General features: G+C 72.3%; 20 protein-coding genes. 2 read left to right on the plus strand and 18 right to left on the minus strand.

Going from position 1 to position 21,142, the window contains the following annotated elements:
* Positions 1-8: 8 nt before the first annotated feature.
* From lepB (AC1DW8_RS16120) to rplS, 3 genes are all read right to left on the minus strand, one after another.
* Positions 9-905 carry a signal peptidase I gene (lepB, locus tag AC1DW8_RS16120; protein ID WP_056770050.1) on the minus strand — a complete coding sequence of 299 codons (897 nt, stop codon included), beginning with the start codon at positions 903-905 and terminating at the stop codon, positions 9-11.
* Positions 905-1,609: a signal peptidase I gene (gene lepB, locus AC1DW8_RS16125; RefSeq protein ID WP_478095179.1), complete on the minus strand. Its 705-nt coding sequence runs from the start codon at positions 1,607-1,609 to the stop codon at positions 905-907. Before lepB (AC1DW8_RS16125) ends, lepB (AC1DW8_RS16120) begins: the two co-directional genes overlap by 1 nt.
* A gap of 132 nt (positions 1,610-1,741) precedes the next feature.
* Complete coding sequence (gene rplS / locus AC1DW8_RS16130) at positions 1,742-2,116, minus strand: 50S ribosomal protein L19 (RefSeq protein WP_056770056.1); 375 nt, start codon at positions 2,114-2,116, stop codon at positions 1,742-1,744.
* A gap of 229 nt (positions 2,117-2,345) precedes the next feature.
* On the opposite strand from rplS, the gene AC1DW8_RS16135 reads away from it, so the two are divergent.
* Positions 2,346-3,104: an ABC transporter permease gene (locus AC1DW8_RS16135; RefSeq protein ID WP_056770060.1), complete on the plus strand. Its 759-nt coding sequence runs from the start codon at positions 2,346-2,348 to the stop codon at positions 3,102-3,104.
* A 67-nt stretch (positions 3,105-3,171) separates the two neighbouring features.
* Here the strand turns inward: AC1DW8_RS16135 and trmD are convergent, their stop codons facing one another.
* From trmD to ffh, 9 genes are all read right to left on the minus strand, one after another.
* Entirely contained in the window at positions 3,172-4,362 is a 1,191-nt protein-coding gene (gene trmD, locus AC1DW8_RS16140) for a tRNA (guanosine(37)-N1)-methyltransferase TrmD (protein WP_056772432.1), read from the minus strand.
* Positions 4,363-4,409: 47 nt separating this feature from the next.
* Complete coding sequence (gene rimM / locus AC1DW8_RS16145) at positions 4,410-4,937, minus strand: ribosome maturation factor RimM (RefSeq protein WP_056770063.1); 528 nt, start codon at positions 4,935-4,937, stop codon at positions 4,410-4,412.
* Positions 4,938-5,062: 125 nt separating this feature from the next.
* On the minus strand, positions 5,063-5,305 hold the full coding sequence (locus tag AC1DW8_RS16150) for an RNA-binding protein (protein ID WP_020142764.1): 243 nt from the start codon (positions 5,303-5,305) through the stop codon (positions 5,063-5,065).
* Positions 5,306-5,307: 2 nt separating this feature from the next.
* Positions 5,308-5,793 carry a 30S ribosomal protein S16 gene (gene rpsP / locus AC1DW8_RS16155; protein WP_056770065.1) on the minus strand — a complete coding sequence of 162 codons (486 nt, stop codon included), beginning with the start codon at positions 5,791-5,793 and terminating at the stop codon, positions 5,308-5,310.
* A 217-nt stretch (positions 5,794-6,010) separates the two neighbouring features.
* Complete coding sequence (locus tag AC1DW8_RS16160; RefSeq protein WP_235509487.1) at positions 6,011-6,958, minus strand: GNAT family N-acetyltransferase; 948 nt, start codon at positions 6,956-6,958, stop codon at positions 6,011-6,013.
* Positions 6,948-8,036 (minus strand): amidohydrolase family protein, encoded by a 1,089-nt coding sequence (locus AC1DW8_RS16165; protein ID WP_056770070.1) that lies wholly within the window; start codon positions 8,034-8,036, stop codon positions 6,948-6,950. Before AC1DW8_RS16165 ends, AC1DW8_RS16160 begins: the two co-directional genes overlap by 11 nt.
* Positions 8,037-8,046: 10 nt before the next feature.
* Complete coding sequence (locus tag AC1DW8_RS16170) at positions 8,047-8,898, minus strand: alpha/beta fold hydrolase (RefSeq protein ID WP_478095180.1); 852 nt, start codon at positions 8,896-8,898, stop codon at positions 8,047-8,049.
* A gap of 67 nt (positions 8,899-8,965) precedes the next feature.
* Positions 8,966-9,067: a DUF350 domain-containing protein gene (locus tag AC1DW8_RS16175; RefSeq protein ID WP_157623363.1), complete on the minus strand. Its 102-nt coding sequence runs from the start codon at positions 9,065-9,067 to the stop codon at positions 8,966-8,968.
* 146 nt (positions 9,068-9,213) lie between these two features.
* Complete coding sequence (ffh, locus tag AC1DW8_RS16180) at positions 9,214-10,854, minus strand: signal recognition particle protein (protein WP_056770076.1); 1,641 nt, start codon at positions 10,852-10,854, stop codon at positions 9,214-9,216.
* Between the two features lie 88 nt (positions 10,855-10,942).
* Here ffh and AC1DW8_RS16185 point away from each other — a divergent pair, with 88 nt between their 5' ends.
* A complete protein-coding gene (locus tag AC1DW8_RS16185; protein WP_478095181.1) occupies positions 10,943-11,374 on the plus strand; it encodes an NUDIX hydrolase in 432 nt (143 codons plus the stop codon).
* 85 nt (positions 11,375-11,459) lie between these two features.
* Here AC1DW8_RS16185 and AC1DW8_RS16190 read toward each other — a convergent pair whose 3' ends face one another.
* From AC1DW8_RS16190 to smc, 6 genes are all read right to left on the minus strand, one after another.
* The gene (locus AC1DW8_RS16190) at positions 11,460-13,823 is read right to left on the minus strand and encodes a [protein-PII] uridylyltransferase (RefSeq protein WP_056770079.1); all 2,364 of its coding nucleotides are present in this window, start codon (positions 13,821-13,823) and stop codon (positions 11,460-11,462) included.
* A 68-nt stretch (positions 13,824-13,891) separates the two neighbouring features.
* Positions 13,892-14,230, minus strand: a complete 339-nt coding sequence (locus AC1DW8_RS16195) for a P-II family nitrogen regulator (protein WP_020142775.1) — start codon at positions 14,228-14,230, stop codon at positions 13,892-13,894.
* Positions 14,227-15,687, minus strand: a complete 1,461-nt coding sequence (locus AC1DW8_RS16200) for an ammonium transporter (protein ID WP_056770082.1) — start codon at positions 15,685-15,687, stop codon at positions 14,227-14,229. Before AC1DW8_RS16200 ends, AC1DW8_RS16195 begins: the two co-directional genes overlap by 4 nt.
* A 203-nt stretch (positions 15,688-15,890) precedes the next feature.
* A complete protein-coding gene (ftsY, locus tag AC1DW8_RS16205; protein WP_478095182.1) occupies positions 15,891-17,105 on the minus strand; it encodes a signal recognition particle-docking protein FtsY in 1,215 nt (404 codons plus the stop codon).
* A 132-nt stretch (positions 17,106-17,237) separates the two neighbouring features.
* Positions 17,238-17,420: a hypothetical protein gene (locus AC1DW8_RS16210; protein ID WP_020142778.1), complete on the minus strand. Its 183-nt coding sequence runs from the start codon at positions 17,418-17,420 to the stop codon at positions 17,238-17,240.
* A 134-nt stretch (positions 17,421-17,554) separates the two neighbouring features.
* Complete coding sequence (gene smc, locus AC1DW8_RS16215; RefSeq protein WP_478095183.1) at positions 17,555-21,133, minus strand: chromosome segregation protein SMC; 3,579 nt, start codon at positions 21,131-21,133, stop codon at positions 17,555-17,557.
* Positions 21,134-21,142: the final 9 nt, after the last annotated feature.

Here is a 21,142-nt window from a genome sequence, read left to right on the forward strand (position 1 = left end):
CGAGCGGATCAGCCCGCCGCGGCCTTCGTCGTCGTGGCGCTCGGCTTGCCGCTCTGGCTGGGGTTGACCGTGGCCTTCTTCGTCGGGGTCGTCGACGGCGTCGTGGGCGTCGGGACCTGCGAGAAGGTGCGCTCGGGGACGCCGAGCCACGTCACGTGGTCGATCGGCCAGACGACGAAAAGGGCGCGACCGACGATCTTGTCCATCGGCACGGAGCCGGTGGCCCCGGTGCCGTCGTCGTGCCAGCGGCTGTCGGAGGAGTCGCTCCGGTGGTCGCCCATGACCCAGACGCGCCCGGCGGGGACCGTGATGTCGAACTTCTTGCCCTCACTCGGGTAGTCGCCGGGCTTGACATAGGGCTCGGTGATCTCGACGCCGTTGACCTTGAGCTTGCCGGTGTCGCCGTCGGCCTGGACGTGGTCGCCCGGCAGGCCGATGACGCGCTTGATGAGGTGGTTCTCGGAGTCCTCGGGCAGCAGGCCGACGAAGACCAGGGCGTCGTGGAAGGGGCCACCGACGGTGCTGTGCTGCTCACCGAGGTCGCCGAGCCACGGGCTGGGCACGCCCGGGTCCTCGAAGACGACGACGTCGCCGCGCTTGAGGTCGAGCGGTCCGGGTGTCAGCTTGCTGACGATGACGCGGTCGTCCTTGACGAGGGTGTTCTCCATCGACCCGGACGGGATGTAGAAGGCCTGGAAGAGCCACGTCTTGACGACGAAGGAGAGCGCCATCGCGAGGACGACGACGATGACGAGCTCCTTGACGCCGGCGAAAAGGGTCGCGCCGAAACCGCGGGGCTCGTCGTCGTAGTCGTCGTCGAGGTTGTCGTCGTCGAGGTCACCGTCGATGTCGTCAGCACTGCGCCCGCGCGTCGGGTCTTCGGGGCGTCCGGTGTACTGCGACATCACTCACCATTTCGTGGGACGGAGGCAATTTGTCCTTGGTCGACCGATCCGAGCCGACCGAGCGGCCAGTATCGCACCCAAACCTTGCCGATGATGTCGTCCCCCGGCACCATGCCGCCCCCCGGATCGCCGAGGTGCGCACGGGAGTCGGACGACGAGCCGCGGTTGTCGCCCATGACCCAGAACCGGTCGGCGGGCACCGTCACGTCGAAGGTCAGGGCGCTCGGTTTCTGGCCCGGTGCGACGTAGGGCTCGCTGACGGCGACGCCGTTGACCTCAAGCCGTCCGTCGGCCGAACAGCACCTGACGCGGTCGCCCGGCAGACCGATGATCCGCTTGACGTAGTCGGTGGGCTGGCCCTTGCCGGCCAGGCTCTCGACGGCCTCGACGAGAGTCTGCACGATGCCGCGCTCGGGCACCCGCAGGTTGAACGCCTGGGAGGCGTCGAAGACGATGATGTCGCCGCGCTGGAGGTCGGTCGGCGCCGTGGTGCGGCTGACGAGGATCCGGTCGTCGATGAGGAGCGTGTCCTGCATCGACTCGCTCGGGATGCCGAAGGGCGTCACGAGGAAGGCCCGGACGACGACGATCGCGAGGAGGAGCAGCGCGGGTCCGAGCAGCCACCGGTGACGTCGCGCGGCGGCATACGCCGCGTGGGTGGCCCGGCCACTGCCGCGCCCTGACGGCGACGTCGACGGCGACATCGCGACGTCCCCCGGACGCGACGAAGGCGCGGCGGACCCCGCCTGCTGGGACGTACCGGATCGTTCCGGAACGGCCCGCTCGGGGTCCACCGCGCCTCGCGTTACTGGACGGACGTCTGCGTCAGCAGGTCGTCAGCTCTTGGCGCCGGTCTTGGCCGGGATGCTGTCGCGCTTCTCGCGGATCTTGGCAGCCTTGCCGCGCAGACCGCGCAGGTAGTACAGCTTCGCGCGGCGGACGTCACCGCGGGTCATGACCTCGATCTTGTCGATGACCGGGGTGTGCACCGGGAAGGTGCGCTCGACGCCGACACCGAAGGAGATCTTGCGGACCGTGAAGGTCTCGCCGATGCCGCCGCCGTGGCGACGGATGACGATGCCCTGGAACACCTGGACACGCGAGCGCGTGCCCTCGATGACCTTGACGTGGACCTTGAGGGTGTCGCCGGCGCGGAAGTCGGGAACGTCCGAGCGCAGCGATGCCGCGTTGATGTCGTCAAACGTGTGCATGATGCTTCGCTTTCCTGGGTGCCACAGGCCACCTCGTCACAAAGGTGTGGGTCGCGTCCGTCGGGCCGCGTCGAGTCACCGGTGGATCTGGTCGAGCTGGTGGTGACCCGACTCCCCCTGTGGCAGGGGCCGTCGTGTGCCGGACGCAAGGAGCAAGTCTGCCAGAGCACACGGCATACCAGAAATCGGCAGCGGTGGACGCCGACCCTCGGTGCCCTAGCGTGGGCCCGTGGACGTCTCCCCCGGCTGGCCCGTGTACCTCTGTCTCGCCGTCCTGCTCGTCGTGACGCTGCTCGCCAACCGGCTGAGCGGCGTGGGTCTGGGACGCCAGTCGGCGATCGCCGGCGCCCGGGCGGTCGTCCAGCTCTCCCTCGTGGCGCTCGTCATCACGGCGGTGGTCGGGTCGCTGGGGCTGTCGTTCCTCGCCGTGGGCGCCATGTTCGCGACGGCGGTGGCGACGACGTCCAAACGGGTCGGTGCGCCACGCACGTGGCCGTGGGCCGCGGCCGCGATGGCCTGTGGCGTCGTGCCCGTCGTCGCCATCGTGCTCGCCACCGGCGCGGTCCCGCTGACAGGGATCGCCGTGATCCCGGTCGCCGGCATCGTCATCGGCAACACGATGACGGTGCACACGCTCGTCGGGCGGCGCACCTTCGCAGCGCTGCGCGAGGAGCACGGGCAGTACGAGGCGTCGTTGTCCCTGGGACTCACGTCGAGCCAGGCCATCGACGAGATCATCGCCCGACGGGTGCCCGAGGGGATCCTGCCGAGCCTGGACCAGGTGCGCACCTCGGGCATCGTCACGCTGCCCGGCGCCTTCATCGGCGTCATGCTCGGTGGTGGCAGCGCCGTGCAGGCGGCCACGGCACAGGTGCTCGTCCTCTTCGCCATCATGGCGACGCAGTCGATCACGGCCGGCGTGCAGGCGGCGCTGATCCGCCGGCGCCTCCTGCTGCCCGCCGACCTCGGCGTGGCCCTCGTCTCCTGAGGCAGGCCCCCAGTCCTGAGGCAGGCCCCGTCCTGAGGCAGGCCCCGTCCTGAGGCAGGCCCCGCCGTCAGCGGCGGCGGCGCTTGACGAGGGTGACCGCGCCCGGGATCGGCGCGGCCGTGTCGACGAGGCGGTAGCCGGCCTTCTTGTACATCCGCAGGTTGTCGGTGCTCCGCGCGCCCGTGTGCAGCGTCAACGTGCGTATGCCGTCCGGCGCCGTCGACTCGGCGTGCTCGAGGAGGCGTTTGCCGAGTCCACGACCCTGGAGGTCCGGGGCGACGCAGAGGCGCCCGACGAACCAGTCGTCGTCGGACGCGCCCGCGCTCGTGCGGACGGCTCCGACGAGGCGGCCGCCGCTGCGTGCGACCCACGTCTGCGTCGTGTCGAGGCTCGCCCGGACGTCGTCGAGGCTCTCGTGCAGGGCCGGGATGTCAAGGGTGTCGTTGGCGACGGCCTCCTGGACCCAGCACGCGCGCATGAGCACGGCGAGCTCGGGCACGTCGCCCGGCGTCGCAGCACTGATGACGACGTCACCGCCGTCGGGGGCGGCGTGCGAGGCGTGGAGCAGGTCGGGCCGCCGCTCCGCCGTGCGTGCGAGCCGCTGCTCGTGCCGCCAGGCCGCGATGGCGCCGTGGTTGCCCGAGAGGAGGACCGGCGGGACGTCGCGGCCGCTCCACGAGGCGGGCTTGGTGTAGATGGGGTACTCGAGCAGGCCGTCCTCGTGCGACTCCTCGACGAGCGACCCGGCGTTGCCGATGACGCCGGGCACCAGCCGGCCGACGGCCTCGACCATGGCGAGGACAGCCACCTCGCCGCCGTTGAGGACGTAGTCCCCCAGGCTCACGACCGACACCTCGAGCCCGAGGTCCTCGCGGGCGTGGTCGTAGACGCGCTCGTCGATGCCCTCGTAGCGTCCGCACGCGAACGCAAGCCACGGCTCGTCGACGAGCTCGCGCGCGAGCGCCTGCGTGAACGGCTGCCCACCGGGCCCGGGGACGATCAGCCGGGGCTTCGCCTGCGACGGGTTGTCCTGTGCGAGAACGTGGTCGAGCGCCTCGGACCACGGCTGGGCCTTCATGACCATGCCGGCTCCCCCGCCGTACGGGGTGTCGTCGACGGTGCGGTGCCGGTCGTGCGTGAAGTCGCGCAGGTCGTGGACACGGACGTCGAGGAGGCCGTCCTCGCGCGCCTTGCCGATGAGGGACAGGTCGAGCGGGGCGAGGTAGTCGGGGAAGATCGAGACGACATCGACGCGCATGGCCGGACGCCTGGGCGGACGCGGGTCGCGACGCGGGTCGGGCACGGTCACTCGGTGCCCTCGCGGTAGAGGTCGAAGAGGCCGGGCGGCGGGTCGACGACGACGTGGTCCTCGGCGACGACGGGCACGATGCGCTTGACGAACGGGACGTAGGCCGTGACGCCGTCGGTCAGGGTGAGGACGAGCCGGTCCTGGGCGGGACCGATCTCGAGGCCGCTCACGGTGCCGACCTTCTCGCCGCTCGGGTCGCGCGCCTCGAGCCCGACGAGGTCCTCCTCGTAGAAGGCGTCGTCCTCGACCTGGGGGTTGGACTCCGGCAGGACGAGGCGCGTCCCGCGCAGGCTCTCGGCGCCGACGCGGTCGGGGATCTCCTCGAAGGTGATGAGCCAGATGCCGCGGTGCACGCGCGTCGACGCGATGGTCAGCGTGGTGGGCACTCCGGACCCCGGTTCGGCCTCGGTCTCGATGACGGTGCCGACCGCGAAGCGGGTCTCGGGGTCGTCCGTGTGCAGCTGGACGGTCACCTCTCCACGCAGACCGTGGGGCTTGCCGATGCGGGCGAGGACGACGTTCATGGGCCGAATCCTCTCAGGTTTGGGGGCGGTCGGAGACCGGTGCGCGAAGGTCGGGCGCGGGCACGCGAGAGGGGCGCCCCGGTGGTCCGGGACGCCCCTCTCGGTGACTCTGTCAGAGTCGGCGCTCAGCGCACGCGGTCGGTGTCGACGATGTCGACGCGCACGTTGTTGTTGCCCGCGAGGGCGCCGACGACGGTGCGCAGCGCGCTCGCCGTGCGGCCGGAGCGGCCGATGACGCGGCCGAGGTCGTCGGGGTGGACCCGGACCTCGAGCAGCTCACCGCGGCGCAGCTCCTTGCGGACCACGACGACGTCCTCGTCGTGGTCGACGATGCCCTTGACGAGGTGCTCGAGCGCCTCCTCGAGCATGCTCAGGCCTCGGCCTTCGCGGCGTCGTCGCCGGCAGCCTCGGCCGGAGCCTCGGTCGTCTCGGCGGCCTTGGGCTCGTCGGCCTTGGGCTCGTCGGCCTTGGCCTCAGCCTTGGGCTCGGCCTTCTTGGCGGCCTTCTTGCGCGGCGTCGGGCCGTCGGTGCCGGCGTCGGTCTTGCCGCCGGCAGCGGCGATCGCAGCCTCGTAGAGGTCCTTCTTCGGGGTCTTCGGCTCCTTGGTCTGGAGCTTGCCCTCGTCGACGATCTTGATGAGCGCCGCGACGGCCTCGGTCGGCTGCGCGCCCTGGCCCAGCCAGTAGTGCGCGCGCTCGATGTCGATGTCGATGAGCGACGGCTGCTCGGTGGGGTGGTACTTGCCGATCTCCTCGATGGCACGGCCGTCACGCTTGGTGCGCGAGTCCATGACGACGACGCGGTAGAACGGTGCACGGATCTTGCCCATGCGCTTCAGACGGATCTTGACTGCCATGGTGGCGGTCTCCTCAACCAGTAGTGAGCGCGGCGAGACCGGCTGGGTTCAGCCGGGGTGCCGACGCTCGGTGTGTAGGCGTCCGGTCCAGCCGGAAGCGGCCGGACGGGTACAGCCCTCCATTCTGCCAGACCCGAAGGGGTGCTCCGGACACGCACCCGCGAGTGGGCGTTCGCGCGCGACTCGTCCACCCCGATGGCGTATGCCGTCCGCGCCCTCAGGCGTGGGCTGCGCGGACCGCGAGGGCGTGGCGCACGACCTCGCGCCGGGACACGTCGGTGGCGCCCTCGAGGACCGGCACCCCGGAGGGCTCGAAGCCCGCGCGGGCCAGGCCCATCCGCAGCTCCGGCCCGCCGAGCCGGCACTCGACGACGCCGCCGACCGGTGAGACGCGGAGCAGCTCGAAGAGCGTGGCCGGGCTCTCGACGATGGACGCGGTGTAGAGCGGGATGCCGAGCTCGGCTGCCAGGGCCGAGGCCAGGCTCGTGCCGCCGTAGGCGCCGAAGGCCGTGGACCCCGAACCGTTCACGACGCAGGCGATGCGGCGGTGGCCGTGCGGCCGGTAGGGCACGGCCGGCCAGTCGGTGGACAGCAGGGTGAAACGGTCGTGGTCGCGCCAGTCCCGGCGCCCGTCGATGCCGGGCAGGTGCAGGAAGTCGCGCGAGAAGCCCTCGTGGACGAAGCCGAGCGAGCGCACGAGCCCGGCGGAGCGGTGGTTGGCCGGCTGGATGTTCGCCTCGACGCGGTGCAGGCCCATCCCGTGCGGCTGGTCGGCGAAGACGAGGTCGAGCGTGAGGCGCAGCCCCTCGACGAAGAGTCCGCGGCCGGCATACGGGTCGTAGGAGTCGTAGCCGACGGTCGCGCTGCGGAAGGCTCCCTCGACGACGTTCGCGACGTTGATGCGCCCGACGAGGCCGTGTGAGGCCTCGGGGTCGAGCGCGTGCACCATGAAGGTGCGGTAGGTCGGCGACTGGTGGTCGAGGACGACCGGCAGGTTGTGCGGGTTGGGCATGGCGAAGTCCGCGAGGCGCCGCTCCGAGAGGGTCACGGCTGCGGCATACGACTCGATGTCGGCCGTCGACGGGGGACGCACCTCGACACGCTCGCCCACGGCGGTGAGCGGCGCCTCGTCGGCGGCGGGCCCGGGCAGGTGCTCAGACGACAACGCGACCTCGCAGCACGACACCTCGCGGTTCGCCGACGACGGTGACGTCGGCGATCGGGTCGGCGGCGTAGACGACGAGGTCGGCGTCCTCTCCCTCGACGATGCCGGGGCGTCCGAGCCACTCGCGCGCGCCCCACGTCGCGGCCGCGACGACCTCGGCGTTCGTCAGGCCGGCCTTGGTCAGCTCGACCATCTCCTGCGCGACGAGACCGTGCGGGAGGCTGCCACCGGCGTCGGTGCCGACGTAGATCGGCACGCCGGCCTCGTGCGCCGCGCCGACCGTGGCGTGGCGCCGCTCGTGCAGGTCGAGCATGTGGCGGTGGTAGTCGGGGAACTTCTCCTTCGCCGGCTCGGCGAGGTCGGGGAACTGCGCGATGTTGACGAGGGTCGGCACGATGGCGATGCCCTGGGCGGCGAAGGTGTCGATCGAGTCCTCGCGCAGACCGGTCGCGTGCTCGATGCAGTCGATGCCGGCGGCGGCGAGGTCGCGCAGGGACTCCTCGCCGAAGCAGTGCGCCGTGACCCGGACCCCCTCCTCGTGCGCGGCCGCGATGGCGTCGGCGACGGCCTGCCGCGACCAGCTCGGCGCGAGGTCGCCGACGTCGCGGTCGATCCAGTCGCCGACGAGCTTGACCCACCCGTCGCCGCGGTGCGCCTCGAGCCGGACGTGGCGGACGAGCTCGTCCTCCTCGACCTCGTGGGCGTAGTTGCGGATGTAGCGCCGGGTGCGGGCGATGTGGCGGCCGGCGCGGATGATCTTGGGCAGGTCGTCGCGCTCGTCGACCCAGTGCGTGTCGCCGGGCTGCCCCGCGTCGCGGATGAGCAGCGTGCCGCGGTCACGGTCGGTGATCGCCTGCAGCTCGGCCTCCTCGCGCGGCACCCCACCGTGCGGCCCCAGACCGACGTGGCAGTGGGCGTCGACGAGACCGGGCAGCACCCAGCCCTCGAGCGTCTGCACGTCGCTTCCGTCGCTCGGCGGCGTGAACGAGACACGCCCTCCGATGACCCACAGCTCGTCGACGACGTCGTCGGGACCGACGAGCACCCGACCGCGGACGTGGAGCACCGGTGCACTCATGGCACCGACCCTAACCTCCGTCGCGCGCCAGATCCGTGAGGACGTCCGCCCAGTGCGCCAGGAGCGTCGCGAGGTGTCCGGCGCCCTCCCGGACGACGAGCCGGGACGTCGGCAGGTGGGCGTGCAGCCACTGCCCGTGCTCGAGCCCGACCGTCCGGTCACGGTCGCCGTACCAGAGGTGGACCGGGGCGCGGACGTCTCCGAGGTCGACGTCCCAGCCGGCCGTGAAGGCGAGCGCGTCCCGCGACACCCCGCGGTAGGACGGCACGCCGGGGCGACCGCTGCCGGTCCACGGCTCGAGGATCTCGGGCGAGACGAAGCCGCCCACGCGGACCTTCGCCCGAGCACCCGGTCCGCTCCCCCGCCCGCGGTCGGTCATCGCGCCGTCCTGGAGGGCGACCGCCTCGTCGAGGTCCCCGGCGAGCGCCGCGCGGACCGCGGGGTCGGCCGCCGCGGACGGGTCGAGCTCGAGCAGAGGCCCGATCCCGGCGACGACCCCGACCACGCGCACGCGCTGGGGCAGGACGGCTGCGGCCGCGACGGCATACGGCCCTCCTCCGGAGACGCCGAGCACGGCGAAGGCGTGGATCCCGAGCGCGTCCGCGACCGAGCCGGCGTCCGTCCCGACGGAGGTCAGCGTCGTGGGTCCGTCCGTGGAACCGCCGTAGCCCGGACGGGAGAACGCGACCAGCCGGACGCCGGCGCGGGAGGCCGCGCCGTCGCCGAGCGCGGCCTGCAGCCGCCCGCCCGGGGTGCCGTGGAAGAAGACGAGCGGGGTGCCCCGCGGGTCACCTCCGAGCCACACGTCCAGTCGCCGCCCGTCGGGCAGCCGCACCCGCGAGCGTCCGTCGGTGGTGACCACGCATCGAGCGTATGCCGCCCGGCGGGCACCGTCACGGGCGTCGGGTCGCGCTCCGGACGGGGACCGCTCAGGCGATCGAGGCGACGACGATGAGCGACACCGCGAGCTGCACGGCCGCGGCCACGATCGAGGCCGGGTGGAAGTCGCGCTGCGTCACGAGCTCGGCCATGGGGTCGTCGTGACGACTCGTCAGGACGCGCCTCCGACGCCACACGGGCGTCGTCGGATCCCTCGGTCAGTCCAGAATCTTGCGGGGTCGGCCAGCCGGCCGACGTCCGCGGTCACCCGCGGCCTCGTCGGGCCGTTCGCGACCGGTCAGCGACCGCCGAGGAACTTCTCGAAGCCCTTGGGCAGGTTCGACGGGTCGAAGCCGGCCAGCGGGTCCTCGTCGGCCGCACCGGCGCCGTCGGCACCGTTGGCGCCGGGAGCCCCGAAGGCGCCGGCCGCCGACGCGGCGCGCCCGGAGGCGGCCTTCTCCGCGGCGGCCCGCTCCTCGGCGGCGCGCTTGGCGGGGTTGCCGCTCTTGCTCTTCTTGCGCTGCGGCTGCTGCTGCTTGCCGCGCTTGCCCGTGCCGGGGATGCCGGGCATGCCCGGCAGGCCGCCCCCGCCGCCGCGGGCCATCGACTTCATCATCTTCTGGGCCTGGCCGAAGCGCTCGAGGAGCTGGTTGACCTCGGTGACGGTGACGCCGGAGCCCTTGGCGATGCGGGCGCGGCGCGAGCCGTTGATCTGCTTGGGGTGGGTGCGCTCGAAGGGCGTCATCGAGCGGACCATCGCCTCGACGCGGTCGAACTCGCGGTCGTCGAAGGCGTCGAGCTGGTCACGCATCCCCTGCATGCCCGGCATCATCTTGAGCATCGACTTGAGCGAGCCCATCTTCTTGATGGCGTTCATCTGCGAGAGGAAGTCCTCGAAGGTGAAGTCCTCCTCGGCGAGGAACTTGCGGGCCATCTCGTCGGCCTCGCGCTTGTCGAACGCGCGCTCGGCCTGCTCGATCAGCGTCAGCACGTCACCCATGTCGAGGATGCGGCTCGCCATGCGGTCGGGGTGGAACACCTCGACGTCGGTGACCTTCTCACCGGTCGAGGCGAACATGATCGGCTCGCCGGTGATCTCGGCGACCGACAGGGCGGCGCCACCACGGGCGTCACCGTCGAGCTTGGACAGGACGACACCGGTGAAGGCGACGCCCTCGTGGAAGGCCTGGGCCGTCTCGACGGCGGCCTGGCCGATCATCGCGTCGATGACGAAGAGGACCTCGTCGGGCGAGATCGCCGAGCGGATGTCGGACGCCTGCTGCATGAGGTTGGCGTCGACCGCGAGACGGCCGGCCGTGTCGACGATGACGACGTCGTACTGCTTGGCGCGGGCCTGCTCGATGCCCATCCGCGACACGGTGACCGGGTCGCCGAACGACCGCGTGCCCTCGCCGGAGTCGAGGACGGCGTCGTGTCCGCCCATGTTGCCCCGCTCGGGCGCGAAGACGGGGACACCGGCGCGCTCGCCGACGACCTCGAGCTGGGTCACGGCGTTGGGGCGCTGGAGGTCGGCGGCGACGAGGAGGGGCGTGTGGCCCTGGTCCTTGAGCCACTTGCCGAGCTTGCCGGCGAAGGTCGTCTTGCCCGAGCCCTGGAGGCCGGCGAGCATGATGACCGTCGGCGGCTGCTTGGCGAAGCGGATCGTGCGCGTCTGCCCGCCGAGGATGGCGACGAGCTCCTCCTGCACGATCTTGACGACCTGCTGGGCCGGGTTGAGCGCCTGGCTGACCTCGGCACCGAGGGCGCGCTCGCGCACCGACCCGGTGAACCGCTTGACGACGGGCAGGGCGACGTCGGCGTCGAGCAGGGCGAGGCGGATGTCGCGGATCGTCGCGTTGACGTCGGACTCCGTGAGTCGGCCCTTGCCGCGGAGGTTCTTGAACGTCGCGGTCAGGCGGTCAGACAGGGATGCAAACACCCGGCAAGGTTATCCGCTCCGCCGACCACTTCCGACTCGGTGGCCTCCCAGGGGGCAAGGGCGTATGCCGCCGCGTAGGGTCGCGCAGGTGAGTGACCCCCGTGCCCTGCCGTCCACGACCCCGCCGTTCATCGACAAGATCGCGTGGATCCACCTCGAGGAGCGCCGGCTCCTCACGGCCCGCAACGCCGGCCGGGACCGCTTCTACCTGCCGGGTGGTAAGCGAGAGCCGGGCGAGAGCGACCTCGAGACGCTGGTCCGCGAGCTCGACGAGGAGCTCGCGGTGTCCGTCGACCCGTCGACCGCGGCCGACGTCGGCACGTTCGAGGCGCTCGCCGACGCCCGCACGGACGGGCTCGTCGTGCGCCTCACCTGCTACACGGCGACGCACACGGGCGAGCTCGTGCCGTCGCGGGAGATCGACGAGATCGCCTGGCTGACGGCCCGCGACGGCGACCGGGTGTCGGCCGTCGACCGCCTCGTCCTCGACCACCTCCACGACGCCGGCCTGCTCGACTGACGGGTCAACCAACAGGACGCTCGCCCGCGGCCACGCTCGGTCGGCCGCCGGAGACGCCGTCGTGCCGGTTGGTTGACCCGACGGGTCAGTCGGCGTCGCAGGTGTCGATGATCATCGCGACGGCCTGGGCGGCCCGAGCGGGCGCGAGCTGACCCCCGCCGAACTCGGTCACGTAGAACGTGTCGAGCGTCTGGCCGGCATACGTCGCGATGTGTGCAGAGCGCACCGACAGCGACGCCCGGGCGAGCGTGATGCCGATGTCCTGGAGCAGTCCGGGACGGTCGGTCGCGCGGACCTCGACCACGGTCGCGCTGTCGGACGCGCTGCTGATGACCATGGCGCGCGTCGAGTCGACGGAGCCCGAGCCGGGGCTGCGCACCCCGCTCGACTTGCGCCGCTGGAGCTTGCCGAGGGGTGATCGGTCCCCCTTGGCGACGCGGACGAGGTCGCGCGAGATGACCTCGGGCAGTGGGGTCTCGCTGCCCGGTGAGTCGACCCACCACTCGTTGACGGCAAGGCCGTCGATGGTGCGGACGATGGCCGAGCGCACGACGAAGCCGTGCGCGGCGAGCAGCCCGGCCGTGTCGGCGAAGAGGCCGGCGCGGTCGCGGTCGATGATGTCGATGCGGTGGGCGCCACCGAGGGATGACACGGTGACGTAGGGCTCTCCGGACGCGATGCGGTCGAGCGCGTCGCCCCCGAGCGGCAGGGTCTCGATCGGTTCCACGACGAGAGGCCCCTCTCCTTGGGTCTGGGTGGTCAGGGCGGTGCGGCAGGCCTGGTAGAGGCGCTGGACGAGACCGGCGCGCCAGTCGCTCCAGGCCTTGGGGCCGGCGGCCGACGCGTCCGCCTCGGTGAGGGCGCGCAGGAGGTCGAGGGTCATGGCCGACCCGTCGACGGCCTCCGAGAGGGCGGCGATGGTGGCCGGGTCCTCGGGGTCGCGGCGGGTGGCGAGGTCGACGAGGGTGAGGTGCTCGCGCACGAGCCGCACGATGGTCCGGCGATCGGCGTCGGTGACGCCCATCCGCTGCAGCACCGTGTCGGCGAGCTCGGCCCCGGTGACGCTGTGGTCCTGCGACCCCGGCACCTTGCCGATGTCGTGGAGCACCGCGGCGAGCATGAGCAGGTCGGGCCGGGCGACGTCGCGGACCATGCCGCTCGCCGCCACGACGGTCTCGATGAGGTGGCGGTCGACCGTGTGCCGGTGCACGGCGTTGCGCTGTGGGCGGCTGCGCACGGCCTTCCACTCCGGGATCCACCGCTCGACGACGCCCGCGAGGTCGAGGCCCTCCCACACGGTGACGAGCCCGGGGCCCGACGCGAGCAGGTCGGCGAAGAGGTTGCGGGCGACCTCGGGCCAGGGCTCCGGCAGGACCGGAGCGGTGGCGGCGAGGTTCTTCAGCGTCGTCGGCGAGAGCGGTATGCCGCCGCGTGCAGCCACGACGGCCGCGCGCAGCGGGGTGATCGGGTCGGACGACAGGTCGGCGGACGGCCCGAGGACGGCCTCGCCGTCGTGCCGGTAGAGGCCGTAGCCGAGGGGTGCCAGCTGCGGACGGCGGGGACCGACCCGCAGGGTGCGGGCGCGCTGGGACTGCATGGCGCGGCGCAGGGTGCCGTCGACGGCATACGCGATGGTGCGTGCCGACGTCGAGAGGTCGGTGAGGAGGTCGTCGGCGTCGGTGTAGCCGAGCAGCGCGGCGCACGCGTCCTGGTCGTCGCGGGTCAGCCGGTCCCTCCCGCGCCCCGTGACGACGTGGATGGCGTCACGCACGTCGAGGATGCGCTCGTAGGCCTCGTCGACCTCGCCGTGCGGCCGGTCGGTCAGCCAGGCGGCCGTGAGGGCCCGCAGCACCGACATGTCGCGGAGGCCGCCGTGGGCCTCCTTGAGGTCGGGCTCGATGAGGTGGGCGAGGTCGCCCTGGCGGGCGTGGCGCTGGATCACCGACTCCTGCATCTCACCGAGCCGGGTGCGGGCGTTGGCCCGCCAGTCGTGCGCCACGGTGGACCGCGCCGCGTTGACGACGTCGGCGTCCCCGGCCACGTGGGTGAGGTCGAGCAGCCCGACCGCCGCGGAGAGGTCGTCGGACGCGACGGCCCGGCAGTCGGCCACGGTGCGGACACTGTGGTCGAGCCGCACCCCGGCGTCCCAGATCGGGTACCAGAGCTTGTCGGCGAAGGCGCCGACCTCCTTGCCCGACAGGCCTCGTGGGTGGTGGACGAGGACCAGGTCGTAGTCGCTGAGCGGTCCGCCGTCGCCGCGGGCGAGCGAGCCGACCGCGGCGAGGGCGACACCTTCGTGGCGACGCCCCGCGCACGCCTCGCGCCAGAGCTCCTGGAGCCACCCGAACCCGAACTCCGCGAGCGCCCGGCGGCGGGTCTGGCCCGCGCCGGGCGTCGCGAAGGTTCGGGTGCCGGCGAGGTCCAGACGTCGTGAGGTCACATCCGTCATGTCAGGTCTCGCCGTCCCCTTGAGTTGCGTGTGGTGCTTCTTCGGTGCTGCGAGTGGACCGTCGACGCTCAGAGAGCGTCGACGCCCCGCTCGCCGGTGCGGACCCGCACGACCTCTTCGACCGGGACTGACCAGATCTTGCCGTCACCGATGCGACCGGTCTGGGCCGCCTTGAGGATGACCTCGAGGACGTCCGCGGAGTCGACGTCGTCGACGAGGACCTCCAGGCGCACCTTCGGCACGAAGTCGACGGTGTACTCGGCGCCGCGGTAGACCTCGCTGTGGCCGCGCTGGCGGCCGTAGCCGCTGGCCTCGCTGATGGTCATGCCGGCCACCCCGAAGGCCTCCAGGGCCTCCTTCACCTCGTCGAGCTGGTGGGGCTTGATGATGGCGGTGATGAGCTTCATGCGGAGGCCTCTTCCTTGGGCGCCTTCTCGGCGGACGGGGCGGGTGCGGTGGCGGTGTGGCCGGCGACGACACCGGTCCGGGATCCACCGAAGGAACCGAAGTCGTACCCGGTCTCGGCGTGCTGGGCGAGGTCGATACCGCTGGTCTCCTCCTCCTGCGTCACGCGGAAGCCGATCGTCTTGTGGAGGGCGAGACCGATGAGGTAGGTGACCACGAAGGAGAACACCAGGACGGCCAGCGCACCCTCGAGCTGGGCGACGAGCTGGGAGCCGCCACCGCCGTAGAAGAGTCCCTCGTTGACGTCGAGCCCGGCAGCACCGGTGGGGCTGCCCTTGGTGGCGAGGAAGCCGATGAGCAGGGTGCCGATGAGACCACCGACGAGGTGGACGCCGACGACGTCGAGGCTGTCGTCGAAGCCGAGCTTGAACTTCAGGCCGACCGCCAGCGCACAGCCGACACCGGCGACGAGACCCACGATGAGGGCACCGATGGGCGAGACCGTGGCGCAGGCCGGGGTGATGGCGACCAGGCCGGCGACGACACCGGAGGCCGCGCCGAGCGAGGTCGCGTGACCGTCGCGCAGCTTCTCCGTGAGGAGCCAGCCGAGCATGGCGGTCGCGGTCGCGGCGAGGGTGTTGACCCAGACGCCGGCAGCCTGGACACCGGCGCCGAGCGCCGAGCCGGCGTTGAAGCCGAACCAGCCGAACCAGAGGATGCCCGCGCCGATCATGACGAGCGTCAGGTTGTGGGGACGCATCGGGTCACGCTTGAAACCGATGCGCTTGCCGAGGACGAGCGCGAGGGCGAGGCCCGCCGCACCGGCGTTGATGTGGATGGCCGTGCCGCCGGCGAAGTCGTAGGCGCCTGCGCCGCCGAGGAAGAGGCCGTCGGCCTTGTTGGCGATCCAGCCGCCCGTCTCGGCCGCGTAGCCGCTGAAGGCGAACACCCAGTGGGCCGCGGGGAAGTAGACGAGGGTGGCCCAGACGACCGTGAAGATCGTCCACGTGCTGAACTTCGCACGGTCGGCGATGGCACCCGAGACGAGGGCCACGGCGATGATCGCGAAGACGACCTGGAAGGCGACGAAGGCGGTCGCGGGGATGCCGCCGGCCGCTGCCGTGCCCGCCGCGGCGTCAGCCGGGACGTAGCCGTAGATCTGGTCGATGACGCCACTCAGGCCGAAGTGCGTGAAGGGGTTGCCCATGAGGCCACCGCCGATGTCGGGGCCGAACGTCTGGCTGTAGCCCCAGAGGATCCACACCGTGCCGACCGTGCCCATCGTGATGAACGACATCATCATCATGTTGAGGACGCTCTTGGTGCGAACCATGCCGCCGTAGAAGAGGGCGAGACCGGGGGTCATGAACAGGACCAGTGCGGCCGCTGCCAGGACCCACGCGGTGTTCCCGCTGTCGGTGAACGGCGCGTCTGCCGTCACGAAGGTAAGTGCGCTCATGGCGAGAACGATGGACGGGCCGAATTTCGGGCGACCGCGTCGTTTGTTACAGCCGTGTCAACAACCGGTGGGGGTTGTTAGCGGATGGTTTCCCGCACCGTGGGCGTCCAGATCGTGGACTCCCCCGTTCGTCCACCGGACGCCACGAGCACGTATGCCGTCCGGCACACGTGCTCGTCGTCGTGGGCCGGGAGCGCGCGTCGTCACATGACGATGGCGTCGACGAAGGCCTCGGGGTCGAAGGGGGCGAGGTCGTCGGGGCCCTCGCCGAGGCCGACGAGCTTGACCGGCACACCGAGCTGGCGCTGGACCGCGACGACGATGCCGCCCTTGGCGGTGCCGTCGAGCTTGGTCAGGACGATGCCCGTGACGTCGACCGCCTCGGAGAAGACCTTGGCCTGCTGGAGACCGTTCTGCCCGGTCGTCGCGTCGAGGACGAGGAGCACCTCGTCGATGGGGCTCTGCTTCTCGATGACGCGCTTGACCTTGCCGAGCTCGTCCATCAGGCCGACCTTGTTGTGGAGGCGGCCGGCGGTGTCGATGATGACGACGTCGACCTCCTCCTCGATACCGGCCTTGACGGCGTCGAAGGCGACGGCCGCAGGGTCGGCGCCGTCCTTGTCGGAGCGCACGGTGGCGACCCCGACGCGGGATCCCCACGTCTCGAGCTGGTCGGCGGCTGCGGCGCGGAAGGTGTCGGCAGCACCGAGCAGGACCTCACGGTCCTCGGCGACGAGGACGCGCGCCAGCTTGCCGACGGTCGTCGTCTTGCCGGTGCCGTTGACGCCCACGACGAGGATGACGGCGGGGCGGTCGCCGATGCGGCTGCTCGCGATGCGGCGGTCCATGTCGGGCTGGACGAGGGCGAGCAGGTCGTCGCGGAGCCAGCCCCGCACCGTTGCCTCGTCGGTGGTGCCGTCGATCTTGACGCGGGTGCGCAGCGAGTCGACGAGCTCGGTCGCGGCCTCGACGCCGAGGTCGGAGGAGATGAGGGTGTCCTCGACCTCTTCCCAAGCCTCCTCGTCGAGCTTGCCACGGGAGAGCAGGGCGAGCAGTCCCTGGCCGATGGAGGAGTTGGACCTGGCCAGACGGGCCCGCAGGCGCTGTAGGCGACCCCGTGCGGACTCCGGTCGCTCGAGGGTCGGCTCGGGGGCCGGCGTCGGCTCCGGTGCCGTGGGCGCCTCGGGCTCGAGCGTCGTGGACGCGGGCGGCCCCGCAGGCGGAGCGACGGTGTCGGTGGTGCCGCTCGGTGGCCGGCGGTCGAGGTCCTCGCCGGGCAGCCCCGGACGGGTCGGCGGGGCCTCGCGCTCGACGGTGCGGCCGCGGCCGCGCACGAGGCTGACGCCGTAGGCGACCCCGCCGACGAGGATGGCGACGCCGATGATGACGTATGTCCAGACAGTGTCCACGTCAGCCATCCAACCACGCTGGGGTGGAGGTCCCGGACGCCGCGATCACGACCTCGATCACGGCCCCGGGCAGCCCGGGACGCGGCTCGGCCACCGGCAGTGGCCGGTGGCCGAGGAGGGTGGGCAGGCGGTCGGGCGCGGCTAGTGCGTGCGGGCGCGCGGACGACCGAGGGTGCCTGCACGGCGACGTGCCGAGCGTGCGACCCCTTCCCCCTTGGCGGTGAGCAGGTCCCGGCCGCCGCGGTGCGCAGGCACCGCGACGACGCCGACGACCGCCACAGCGAGCACGGTGACGACGAGCATCGAGATGACCAGGTAAACCATGTGACAAGAGTGACGCATGTGACCCGTGTGACGCAAATAGCACGGAGTGACGATTTCGCAACCCGAGGCGCCGACGCGCACTCCCCCGCCCCGCGGCCCGGAGGGCGCGCGGACGGAGGGCGTATGCCGTGTGGTCAGGCGGTTCGGTCGGCCACGTCGCGCAGTCGCTGCGACACGACGGTCGTGACGCCGTCGCCGCGCATGCTGACGCCGTACAGGGCGTCGGCGATCTCCATCGTCTTCTTCTGGTGGGTGATGACGATGAGCTGCGAGCTGTCGCGCAGCTCCTCGAAGAGGGTGATGAGGCGGCCGAGGTTGGCGTCGTCGAGGGCGGCCTCGACCTCGTCCATGATGTAGAAGGGCGAGGGCCGGGCCTTGAAGATGGCGACGAGCAGCGCCACGGCCACGAGCGAGCGCTCGCCACCGGAGAGCAGCGAGAGCCGCTTGATCTTCTTGCCGGGCGGGCGAGCCTCGACCTCGAGACCCGTCGTCAGCATGTTGGACGGGTCGGTGAGGACGAGACGCCCTTCGCCACCCGGGAAGAGTCGCTGGAAGACGCGCTCGAACTGGACCGCGGTGTCCTCGAAGGCCTCGGCGAAGACGCGCTCGACGCGCTCGTCGACCTCCTTGACGATGTCGAGCAGGTCACGCTTGGAGTTCTTGAGGTCCTCGAGCTGCTCGGTGAGGAACTTGTGCCGCTCCTCGAGCGCCGTGAACTCCTCGAGCGCGAGCGGGTTGATGCGACCCAGGGCGTTCAGCTTGCGCTCGGCCTGGCGCAGCCGCTTCTCCTGCGCCTCGCGGACGAACGGGACCGGATCGGGCTGGGGCGCGTCCGGATCGGCGTCGGGGTCGGGCACGGCCGGGACGAGCTGGTGCGGGCCGTACTCCTCCACGAGGTCGGACGGCGAGATGCCGAGCTCCTCGACGGCCTTCGTCTCGAGCTGCTCGATGCGCAGCCGCTGCTGGGTGCGGGCGACCTCGTCGCGGTGGACCGTGTCGGTGAGCTCGCGCAGCTCGGCCTGCAGGGTCGCGATGTCACGGCGCACGACGGCGAGCTCGGCGTCCCGCTCGGTGCGCTCGGCCTCCCCGGCAGCGCGGGCGCGACCCGCCTGCTCGGCCGACTCGGCGAGCAGCTCGTGCGCCCAGGCCGCGGCCGTGCGGACGGCCCCGGCCACGGCGGCCTCGCGCTGGCGTCGGGCCCGCTTCTCGGCGAGGCGCTGACGGGCATCCTCCTCGTGGCGGGCGCCGCGCTCGAGCGCGTCGGCGCGGTCCTTGAGGGCGCGCGCACGCTCCTCGCGGGTGCGCAGCGCCAGACGCAGCTCGGTCTCGGCGGCACGGGCCTCGCGGGCCACGGCCTCGAGGCGGTCGCGCTCCTCGGTCGACGGCTCGTCGGCGAAGTCGCCCTCACCGCTCGCCGCCTCGAGCCGCTCGAGAAGGGCGGCGTGCTCGGTCTGGTCGGCCTCGAGGGCCGCGGTGGCGTCCGCGATCGCCTTCTCGGTGCGCTCCACCTCGGAGCGCGCAGCCCGCAGGGTCTGGCCGAGCGAGCCGAGCTTCTCGGCGATCGCCGCCATCCGGGCGTCGCTCTCGTTGAGGCGCTCGAGCGCGGCCTCGACGGCGTCGGCGAGCTCGGCGCGCGTGGCGTCGGCGCCCGAGACGCGGAAGCGGGCCTCCTCGCCCTCCCGAGTGGCCCGCGCCATCGCGTCCTGGGCGTCGTCGAACGCGGCCCGCAGCTCGAGCAGGCTGGGCGCCGTCGTGCTGCCACCGCGGACCGCACCGGGGGCGTAGACGTCGCCGCCGCGGGTCACGGCCGTGACTCCGGGGTGGCTGCGGACGAGCGTGCGGGCGGCCGCGCCGTCGGGCACGAGGGCGACGCGCTCGAGCACCTGCTCCACGGCCGGGCGCACGGAGTCGGGGCACTCGACGACGTCGCGGACCCAGCGGGCATCGCCCGTCAGAGCCGGCCATGACGAGGGGTCGACGCGGGTCGCGGACTCCGCGACGAGAAGGCTGGCGCGGCCGTTGTCGCCGTCACGCAGCGCGTCCAGGGCCGCCGCAGCGGCATCGAGCGAACCGACGGCCAGGGCCTCGGCAGCCGTCCCGAGGGCGGCGGCCACGGCGTTCTCGAGCCCGGGCTCGACGGTGACGAGGGAGGCGACCGAGCCGAGGATGCGATGGCCCTCGTCGGCGGCGGCGAGGAGCGCCGCGGCGCCGTCCTTGCGGCTCAGGCTGAGACCGAGGGCCTCGACCCGGGCGGCGGCCGTGGTGCGGGCACGCTCGGCGGTCGCCTCGGCCTCCTTCCAGCGGGCGAGCTCGGCCTCGGCGGCGTCGAGGCGCGCGGCAGCCTCCTCGTAGGCCGTGTCGAGCCCCTCCTCACCCTCCTCGTCCTGGGCGACGCTGGACTCGAGACGGGAGAACTCGTGCTCGGCCTCGGCGGCGCGGGCCTGGGCGGCCTCGATGGTGCCGCGCAGGCGTCCGACCTCGGCCTCGCGGGCCTCGATGCGCGAGGCCTTGGCGCCGACCTGGCCGCCGAGCTTGGCCAGGCCCTCGCGACGGTCCGCCGCGGCTCGGGCCTCGCGCTGCAGGCGGGTGGTCTCCTCGGCGTGACCGTGCTCGGCCTCGGTGCGGGTCAGGACGGCGTTCTCGAGGGCGGCCTTGGCCTCGGCGATCTCCTCGAGGAGGAACGCCTCCTGCTCGCGGACGTCGGCGGCCTGGGCGCGCAGCTGCTCGGGGTCGCGGCTCTGGCCGGGGGCCTCTGGCCCGTCGTCCTCGCTCAGCAGGCGCACGCGCTCGGCGGCGAGGGACCGGGTCGAGGCCATCCGCTCGACGAGCCGGCCGAGCGAGACGTACTCGTCCTGGGCCCGGGTCAGGGCCGGACGAGCGGCCTCGGCGGCCTCCTCGAGGGTGGAGAGCCGGTGGCCGAGGTCGCCGATGGACGCCTCGACCTCGGAGCGACGCTCGATGAGGGCGGACTCGTCGGCGACCTCCTGCTCGAGGGTCGACGTCAGCTGGACGAGGTCGTCGGCGACGAGGCGCAGGCGCGCGTCGCGGGCGTCCGTCTGGATGACGGCCGCCCTGCGCGCGGTCTCGGCCTGGCGCCCGAGCGGACCGAGCTGCCGGCGGATCTCACCGGTGAGGTCCTGGACCCGGGTGAGGTTGGCCTCCATCGAGTCGAGCTTGCGGAGCGCGCGCTCCTTGCGCTTGCGGTGCTTGAGGACGCCCGCGGCCTCCTCGATGAACCCGCGGCGCTCCTCGGGGGTCGCGCGCAGCACGGTGTCGAGCTGGCCCTGGCCGACGATGACGTGCATCTCGCGGCCGATGCCGCTGTCGGAGAGCAGCTCCTGCACGTCGAGCAGGCGGCACGGGGTGCCGTTGATGGCGTACTCCGAGCCACCGTTGCGGAACATCGTGCGGGCGATCGTCACCTCGGTGTAGTCGATCGGGAGCGCGCCGTCGGTGTTGTCGATGGTGAGGGCCACCTCGGCGCGACCGAGCGGCGCCCGGCCGGACGTGCCGGCGAAGATGACGTCCTCCATCTTGCCGCCGCGCAGCGACTTGGCGCCCTGCTCTCCCATGACCCAGGCGAGCGCGTCGACGACGTTGCTCTTGCCGGAGCCGTTGGGGCCGACGATGCAGGTGATGCCGGGCTCGAGACGCAGGTGGGTCGCCGAGGCGAAGGACTTGAAGCCCTTCAGGGTGAGGCTCTTGACGTACACGACCCGAGA

It is taken from the genome of Terrabacter sp. P2_E3, from assembly GCF_056403915.1.

Excerpts from the sequence above, each read along its gene's own strand:
- lepB (WP_056770050.1), bottom strand. The coding sequence starts at position 905 with ATGTCGCAGTACACCGGACGCCCCGAAGACCCGACGCGCGGGCGCAGT.
- lepB (WP_478095179.1), bottom strand. The coding sequence starts at position 1,609 with ATGTCGCCGTCGACGTCGCCGTCAGGGCGCGGCAGTGGCCGGGCCACC.
- rplS (WP_056770056.1), bottom strand. The coding sequence starts at position 2,116 with ATGCACACGTTTGACGACATCAACGCGGCATCGCTGCGCTCGGACGTT.
- trmD (WP_056772432.1), bottom strand. The coding sequence starts at position 4,362 with ATGCGCGTCGATGTCGTCTCGATCTTCCCCGACTACCTCGCCCCGCTC.
- rimM (WP_056770063.1), bottom strand. The coding sequence starts at position 4,937 with ATGAACGTCGTCCTCGCCCGCATCGGCAAGCCCCACGGTCTGCGTGGA.
- AC1DW8_RS16150 (WP_020142764.1), bottom strand. The coding sequence starts at position 5,305 with ATGCTCGAGGAGGCGCTCGAGCACCTCGTCAAGGGCATCGTCGACCAC.
- rpsP (WP_056770065.1), bottom strand. The coding sequence starts at position 5,793 with ATGGCAGTCAAGATCCGTCTGAAGCGCATGGGCAAGATCCGTGCACCG.
- AC1DW8_RS16165 (WP_056770070.1), bottom strand. The coding sequence starts at position 8,036 with ATGAGTGCACCGGTGCTCCACGTCCGCGGTCGGGTGCTCGTCGGTCCC.
- AC1DW8_RS16175 (WP_157623363.1), bottom strand. The coding sequence starts at position 9,067 with ATGGCCGAGCTCGTGACGCAGCGCGACTTCCACCCGGCCTCGATCGTG.
- AC1DW8_RS16190 (WP_056770079.1), bottom strand. The coding sequence starts at position 13,823 with ATGACGGATGTGACCTCACGACGTCTGGACCTCGCCGGCACCCGAACC.
- AC1DW8_RS16195 (WP_020142775.1), bottom strand. The coding sequence starts at position 14,230 with ATGAAGCTCATCACCGCCATCATCAAGCCCCACCAGCTCGACGAGGTG.
- AC1DW8_RS16200 (WP_056770082.1), bottom strand. The coding sequence starts at position 15,687 with ATGAGCGCACTTACCTTCGTGACGGCAGACGCGCCGTTCACCGACAGC.
- ftsY (WP_478095182.1), bottom strand. The coding sequence starts at position 17,105 with ATGGCTGACGTGGACACTGTCTGGACATACGTCATCATCGGCGTCGCC.
- AC1DW8_RS16210 (WP_020142778.1), bottom strand. The coding sequence starts at position 17,420 with ATGGTTTACCTGGTCATCTCGATGCTCGTCGTCACCGTGCTCGCTGTG.